The sequence below is a fragment of the Paraburkholderia elongata genome, from assembly GCF_013177735.1.
Lineage (GTDB): Bacteria > Pseudomonadota > Gammaproteobacteria > Burkholderiales > Burkholderiaceae > Paraburkholderia > Paraburkholderia elongata.
In genome coordinates this window covers 107292-113993 of record NZ_WOEZ01000086.1, presented here as the reverse complement: position 1 = coordinate 113993, position 6702 = coordinate 107292, and the positions used below count along the sequence as shown (strand labels likewise).

Annotated in this window: 6 protein-coding genes; 2 read left to right on the top strand and 4 right to left on the bottom strand. The window is 62.5% G+C overall.

Features of this window, described 5'->3' with window-relative positions; genetic code table 11:
• Together GNZ13_RS16830 and GNZ13_RS16825 are read right to left on the bottom strand one after the other, a co-directional pair.
• The coding region (locus tag GNZ13_RS16830) for a sodium:solute symporter family protein (RefSeq protein WP_172166353.1) at positions 1 to 1410 on the bottom strand (1410 nt) is incomplete at its 3' end.
• Complete coding sequence (locus tag GNZ13_RS16825; RefSeq protein WP_172166350.1) at positions 1407 to 1622, bottom strand: DUF3311 domain-containing protein; 216 nt, start codon at positions 1620 to 1622, stop codon at positions 1407 to 1409. The genes GNZ13_RS16830 and GNZ13_RS16825, both read right to left, overlap by 4 nt.
• A gap of 359 nt (positions 1623 to 1981) precedes the next feature.
• Between GNZ13_RS16825 and GNZ13_RS16820 the strand changes: the two genes are divergently transcribed.
• Both GNZ13_RS16820 and GNZ13_RS16815 read left to right on the top strand, forming a co-directional pair.
• Entirely contained in the window at positions 1982 to 2659 is a 678-nt protein-coding gene (locus GNZ13_RS16820; RefSeq protein WP_172166347.1) for a MarC family protein, read from the top strand.
• Positions 2660 to 2754: 95 nt separating this feature from the next.
• The gene (locus tag GNZ13_RS16815) at positions 2755 to 3591 is read left to right on the top strand and encodes a class II glutamine amidotransferase (protein ID WP_172166344.1); all 837 of its coding nucleotides are present in this window, start codon (positions 2755 to 2757) and stop codon (positions 3589 to 3591) included.
• Here GNZ13_RS16815 and GNZ13_RS16810 read toward each other — a convergent pair.
• A complete protein-coding gene (locus GNZ13_RS16810; RefSeq protein WP_172166391.1) occupies positions 3588 to 5330 on the bottom strand; it encodes a cobaltochelatase CobT-related protein in 1743 nt (580 codons plus the stop codon). The genes GNZ13_RS16815 and GNZ13_RS16810 overlap by 4 nt on opposite strands.
• A gap of 72 nt (positions 5331 to 5402) precedes the next feature.
• Complete coding sequence (locus GNZ13_RS16805; RefSeq protein ID WP_172166341.1) at positions 5403 to 6629, bottom strand: AAA family ATPase; 1227 nt, start codon at positions 6627 to 6629, stop codon at positions 5403 to 5405.
• Positions 6630 to 6702 lie beyond the last annotated feature (73 nt).

Here is a 6702-nt window from a genome sequence, read left to right as displayed (position 1 = left end):
AAAAACAATGATGTTCACGGCCAGTGCCAGGAAGCCGATATTGATGTCCTTTAGCGCGTCTGGCAAAAACGGCATCAACTGCCCAACACTCAGATGCAGGGTGGTCGTCAGGGTCACGACTGCAACGCCTGCAAGAATCCCGCAAAACGCGCCGTACTTGGTTGCCCGGTTATGCGGCATCAAACTGCAGATCACCGCGGGAAACAGCTGGGTCACAAAGCTGTAGCCCATCAGCAGCAAGGCCACGATCGTCTCGCCGCCGTGCAGCGTGAAACCCACGGCCACCAGCGCCACCACCGGCACCAAAAAGCGCGCGAGCTTGGCCACCGTCGCATCCGACGCCTTGCGGCTCACCATGCCGCGATACACGTCGTTGGCAAGCAGCGTGGACGCCGACGTCAGAATCATCGATCCCGGCACCAGTGCCGTCAGAATCCCAGCCGCGCCGATCACACCGACGAACCACGGGTCGAAAGTCTGCAATGACAGGCGGAACAGCGACAGGTCGATGTCGCCACCCTTCAGGCCCGGCACCTTCAGCGTCGCCGCAAAGCCCACGAAGAACACGAACAGCAGAATGAGTTGGTACAGCGGCAGCACCATCGCGTTACGCCGGAAAATACGCGCGTCCTTCGCAGTGAAAATCGAACCGAACGTGTGCGGCCACATGAAAAAGCCGAGCGCGGTCAGGAGCACGGTCGACTGGAACCAGGTCACGCTCGAACCCTTGGCCGGGAAGGTCAGGAAGCCCGGGCGCGCGACATCGATTGCGTGGAACATCTCGCCGAGGCTGCCGTAGTAGTGCAGCGGCAAATAGATACCGAGGAACAACACGATCGCCAGAATCAGCACATCCTTTACCACCGAATTCCACGCGGAGCCGCGCACGCCGGAGACGATCACGTAAGCCGTCACCACCGCGGCGCCGATCCAGATGGCGGCCGTCGAGGAAATCGCGCCATACGAGGCAGTCGCCACGATGATGCCGAGGCCCTTGAGTTGCAGCACGAGGTACGGAATCAGCGCGGCCACGCCGACCAGTGCGACGAGCGTGCCGAGCGCCGGGCTGTCGTATTTGCGAGCGAAGAAGTGGGGCTGCGAGACGAGGTGGTGATTTTTCGCGTAGCGCCAGATGGGCGGCAGCATCCAGTACGAGAGGATGTACGCGAGCGTGCCGTAGGAAAGAATGTAGTAGACCGGCGCGCCCTTGCCGTAAGCAAAGCCGCTACCGCCGAGGAAGGTGAAGGTCGTGTAGATCTCGCCCGCCATGAGCAGGAACACGAACGCGGTGCCGAAACTGCGGCCGCCCACAGTCCACTGTTCGAGACTCATGTCGTGGCCACGCCGCGCGCGCACGCCCAGGTACAGCGCAAACAACGTAATGGCCGCAATGATGACGAGTGCGCTCATGAACGGGCCTCCTCGCCTTCCGCGGCGAGCTGGCGGTTGCTCGGATCCAGACGGTAGATGATCGCCATGATGATCGAACTCAGCACCACCCACATGACGATCCAGGCCAGCACGAATGGCATGCCGAGCACCAGCGGCTCGACACGATTCACAAACGGGATGCCGAGCAGAATGCCGACGAACGGCAGCGCAGCGAGTACACGAAGCAACATGGGGGCAACTCCTCGAACCGGTAAGTACGTCTCGTTGAAAGTGCAGCTTCGCCGAGGACTTTATGCCTGATGCTTTGAGTACGTAAAGTAAGTCAAAAAAGTGTAGGCTTTCTGAAAGTTGCGTGCGCATCTTTCGGCGCTCGTCTGTTGCAGTGCAACGCCGCGCGCTGCTTGCATCGCCCCCTTTTTTACCAATATGCCTGCCGCGCCGCGATATCATCTGACCCACGCAACGCGAGCATCAATCTGGGTAGCCCGAAGGCGTCCAGCACATCAACTCAGCGCGGTGCTCAGGTGGAGCCGTCAGTCGATCAGCCCGCCCGAGCCGCTGCACAAAACGGATTACAAACGGATCGCATATGGTCGAAAGTCTGGTCGCGGATATCCTGTTTGGTTTCACCGGGCTGATCAGCATCATCAACCCAATCGGCATGGCGTTCGTCTTTCTCGACCGGACCGCATCGCTCACTACAGAAGACCGCACCGCGCTCGCCAAGAAAATTGGCTTCAACGTCATGTGCGTGATGCTCGTCGCTTTCTTTGTCGGTACCCCGATTCTCCATTTCTTCGGCATCTCCATGGAGGCATTGCGGATCGGCGGGGGCCTCGCGGTCGCCGTCGGCGGCTGGCAGATGCTCAATGCGCCCGACACGCAACCGGCCGACCAGCCGGCCGTCAAGCGCGTGGATTCGGATAACGCCATGTCGAAGGCGTTCTTCCCACTCACCATGCCACTCACCACCGGGCCGGGTTCGATCGCCACCGCGATTGCGCTGACCGCAAATCGTACGCATAAGCTCTCGGCGTTCGTGCTGTCGAGCATCGCGTCGGTGGCAATCTCGATCCTGGTGGCCTTAACGGTCTACCTGATCTACAGCCGGGCCGTGGTTTTCGCCAAGTATCTCGGCGTGGACGGCACCAAGGTCGCGATGCGGGTCTCGTCGTTTCTGCTGCTGTGCATCGGCGTGCAGATTATCCTGACCGGTTTTTCGGAGTTCCTGATTCCGATCGCACAGATGCAACCCGTGGTCAAATAGCGAACGGCGGCGCGCCGGCCTATTCGAGGCTGAGCGAGGTTCGTCGGACATCTGGTCGCATTTCGTCGAATCTCGTCGCGAAAGGAGAGAAACTCATGTGCCGCTGGCTCGCTTATACCGGCAACCCGCTTCATCTCGAGACCGTGCTGTTCAACGCCAAACACTCCCTGATCGACCAGAGCCTGCATTCGCGGCTCGGCCAGACCACCACGAATGGCGACGGCTTTGGCATCGGCTGGTACGGTCATCCCACCGACATCCCGTTTCGCTACCGCAGCGTCCATCCCGCATGGAGCGACCGCAACCTGCGCGAGGCCGCGCGGGCCATCCGCGCGCCGCTGTTCGTCGCGCACGTGCGCGCGGCCACCGACACACCCTCGCAGGAAACCAACTGTCATCCGTTCCGCCATGGCCGGTGGCTCTTTATGCATAACGGACTGGTGCGCGACTATCCGGTGGTGCGCCGCGATCTGATGCTGGCGATCGATCCCGAGTTGTTTGCGTCGGTCGAAGGCTCGACGGATTCCGAGGTGCTGTTTTTTCTCGCGCTGACCTTCGGTCTCGAACTCGCGCCGGTTACCGCGCTCGAGCGGATGGTGGGTTTCGTCGAAGACGTCGGGCGCAAACATGGGGTCGATGAGCCGCTGAACATGACCGTGTGCGCCACCGACGGCGAGCAGATCGTCGCGGTTCGTTATTCGAGCGAAAGGCAGTCGCGCTCGCTCTTTCACAGCACCTCGTTCCGGCATCTGCACGAACTGTATCCGGACGACCCGCGCATCGCGGCGGCGGGTGAAGACGCCTTCCTGGTGTTGTCGGAGCCGCTCGCGGATTTGCCGGGCTGGTGGGAGGAGATTCCGGAGAGCACGGCCATAGTCGCGCGGGGCGGCGAGATCGACCAGTATCCGTTCGAACCTAAATTAATGGGCTAGCGCGTCAGCAGCATCGAACTCAACACCGAAAACACCGTTGACGGCAATTCCGCAAGGCGGCTCACCACCACGTTGTGCGGATAGAAATCCTCGACCGCATCGGTCAGCACGCCGATCCCCACCAGTTCGATGCCCCGTTTCTGGATCGCCGCGACGCGTTCGCGCAGATCGTGGCGCAGCACCTGCGGGTCGCCGTCGCCGGTCGACGGATAGCCGTCTGAGAAAACGATCAGGATGCGCCGCTCGGCCTGATGATCCGCGAGCCGCGTCGCAGCCCAGGCCAGCGCCTCGCCGTCCGGATTCTCGTGACCGCAATCGATCCCGGCGATGCCGCTCAGATCCGTCGCACCAAAGCGCTTGTAGACTTTCAGATCGAGCCGCTCCACGAAGCGGTTATAGCGCCGCAAATCCGCACCGGCTGCCAGTTGCCGTTCATACAGTTGCTTCATCGGCGCGGACTCGAGCGAGCAATAGCCGAGCACTTCGCAGTCGAACGACAACTGCGTCAGTGCATCGCACAGCGCGGTCGCGCACAGGCGCGCGAGTTCGATCTTGCGCCCGGCCATCGAACCGCTTCGATCGATCAGCAAGGTCACGGCGACGTCGCGCCCTTTGGCCGTCCGCTGCGTGCGAAACGGCGTACGGTAACCGGGCGACGTGGCGAGCTTCGCCAGCGCGGTGCGATCGATTTCGCCGCGCTCCTGCTCGCGGCGCCAACGGGTGCGTTCGTCGGCGCTCAGCGCGCGTTCGAGTTTCTCCTTGAGCGGCGCCGTATCTGCGCGGGCCTGCGCGCGAAGCTCGCGCCATGTCGCGCTGTCGCCCTGACCGGTGACGTCGGTGATTTCGTCGAATTCGGTGGCGAGCGGAATCGATAGTCGCGTGCGAGCGGCATCTGACGCTGCGCCGGCAACGCCATCGGAACGTGCGGATGGCTGCTGTGCATCGGCTAGCGATTGCCCCATGCCGACCGCATTCTCCGCTTGTGCGCCGCCGCTTTTATCGGACGGCGGTGCGGCTGCGTTGTCCTGGTCGGGCAGGGCCGTGTCGTCATCATTGAACGACGTGGACGAAGCAGCGGCGGTTTCCGTGTCGATGTCTTCAACCGGGTCCGCTGTGAACACCATGCTGTTGACATCACCCGCCGACAAAGCCCGCACGCGGGCCACCAAGGCCTGCGCTGCCGCAATGCTATGCGCGGTCGAACGGCTTCTGCGCGCCTCGTCCAGCAGATCCTGCGCAGCGTGCAGCGCGGCCAGCAGTGAATGACTCGCTTCGGTCAGGGTCGGCTGTTCGTCCCACAGCGCACGCTCCACCAGCCAGACCAGCCGGTCGCGCCAATGCAGCTTCGGCCAGCGCTGCCGTGCCTGTTCGGCGGCATGCACACGCAGTTTGCCGATGAACCAGCGCGCGCCCGGATACTCGTCGAGCAGTTGCGTAGAGACGCGGCGGTCCTCGATCACCTGCGCGAGATTCGCCGCCACGCCGGCAGGCAGCGCGCCCATCTGCGCGAGCGACGAGTGCTTGGCGCGTGCCACCAGCAGATCCAGATAGCCGATCAGCACGTCGCGTTCGACACCACCGCTCAACTCATAGTCGGGAATCACAATGCGGCCGGGTTCGACACGCGGACCATCCGGACTGAAGGCGACCGTCACGCCGTATTGCCCGGTCAACACGCGCGCCACTTTACCGAGCGTCGATTCGAACGCGAAGCCGCGCGTGTCGCGCGTTAGGTGCATGGCGCTCATAGTGCTTGTTGTGCTCGCTTATTGTTCACGCTCATTGCTTCCGCTCATTGCTTCCGCTTACCGTCAGGCGGCCGGCGCAATGTGATGGCGAACAATGCCGCGAATCAACGCCGCGTCTTCCGGACTGACCTTGGCGTAAATCGCAGGACCGGCGGCGCGTTCGGGGTCGCCGGTGCGCAGCATCAACTCGGCCCAGTCGAGCAGGCGCCGCGTGGAGAATGCGCTCGACAGGTCTTCGCGGGCAAACGCCGCGCGGCAGTCGGCGGCAATCGCGGCGAGCGTGGTGGCGAGCGCGCGTGTCATATGCGGGGCGAGGGTGCGCATCAGCACGTCGGCTTCTTCGGCGGGCGTCAGATAGTCCAGCATATAGACGCGCCAGCGATCGAGAAACGCCTCGTTCATCAGATTCGCGCCCTGATACAGATGACGGAACTGGCTCATCGCACCGACCGCATTTGCGGTCGCGAACAGCCGGAACGCGGGATGCGGCGCGATGATCTCATTGCCTTTCTCTTTCAGCACGAGGCGGCCGTGCGGTTCGAGCACGGCGGTGAGGGCGGCGAGAATCGACGGTTCGGCGAAATCGATTTCATCGACGATCAGCCAGAGGCCTTCACGCATCGCCGTGGGCAGCACGCCGTCCACCCAGATCGTTTCGCCGCCCTTGACCGTCCAGAAGCCGACAAAATCGCCGACGGTGGTTTGCCCATTCATGTTCGAGCGCAACACGCCGTGATGCGAGCGAGCGGCGACCTGTTCGATCAGGCTGGTCTTGCCCGCGCCGGTGTGACCGATCAGCATGACGCGCCGGTTCTCCACGATATCTTCGACAATGTCGTTAAAGCGTTCGGAGAACAGATAGGCGGGATTGACGCGCGGCACGAGCGGATTGTCCACGCCGCAAGGCACGTCGACATGACCGATGCGCACAGTTTTGCTCGTGTCCTCTACCTGCAAATGGCGCTTCGCCGCCGAGGCCCGCGCCGCCACGCGCTGCAACTCCGGCATGAAGGCCACTCGTTCTGCCGTGTCCGCTTCGTCCGAGACATCGGGCGTATCGATCGCAAAGCCCTCGCGGCGCCACTTCTTCAGCTTCGCGCGCAGGTTTTCTGCATCGACCACCAGATCGATATCGATCGATCCGGTGCCGTTGCCTTCGTCGACCCCATGCTCGAGCCGATAGTTTTCCGGCCGGTCTGCCACGCTGACGCGCCACCATTCCGCGCCGGTTTCGGTCGCGCGTTGGTAAAGGCCAAGGTTTTCGTCTTCGGTCAGTTCAGGCGCGTTCATGGCAAGTGGCAAATGATGAATGGTCGATTAACGAATAATGCGTTTCGATTTGGCTGAGGCCGAATGACCGACT

What these genes read in the sequence shown, in the direction of transcription:
- GNZ13_RS16825 (WP_172166350.1), bottom strand. Translation starts at nt 1,622, where the DNA reads ATGTTGCTTCGTGTACTCGCTGCGCTGCCGTTCGTCGGCATTCTGCTC.
- GNZ13_RS16820 (WP_172166347.1), top strand. Translation starts at nt 1,982, where the DNA reads ATGGTCGAAAGTCTGGTCGCGGATATCCTGTTTGGTTTCACCGGGCTG.
- GNZ13_RS16815 (WP_172166344.1), top strand. Translation starts at nt 2,755, where the DNA reads ATGTGCCGCTGGCTCGCTTATACCGGCAACCCGCTTCATCTCGAGACC.
- GNZ13_RS16810 (WP_172166391.1), bottom strand. Translation starts at nt 5,330, where the DNA reads ATGCACCTAACGCGCGACACGCGCGGCTTCGCGTTCGAATCGACGCTC.
- GNZ13_RS16805 (WP_172166341.1), bottom strand. Translation starts at nt 6,629, where the DNA reads ATGAACGCGCCTGAACTGACCGAAGACGAAAACCTTGGCCTTTACCAA.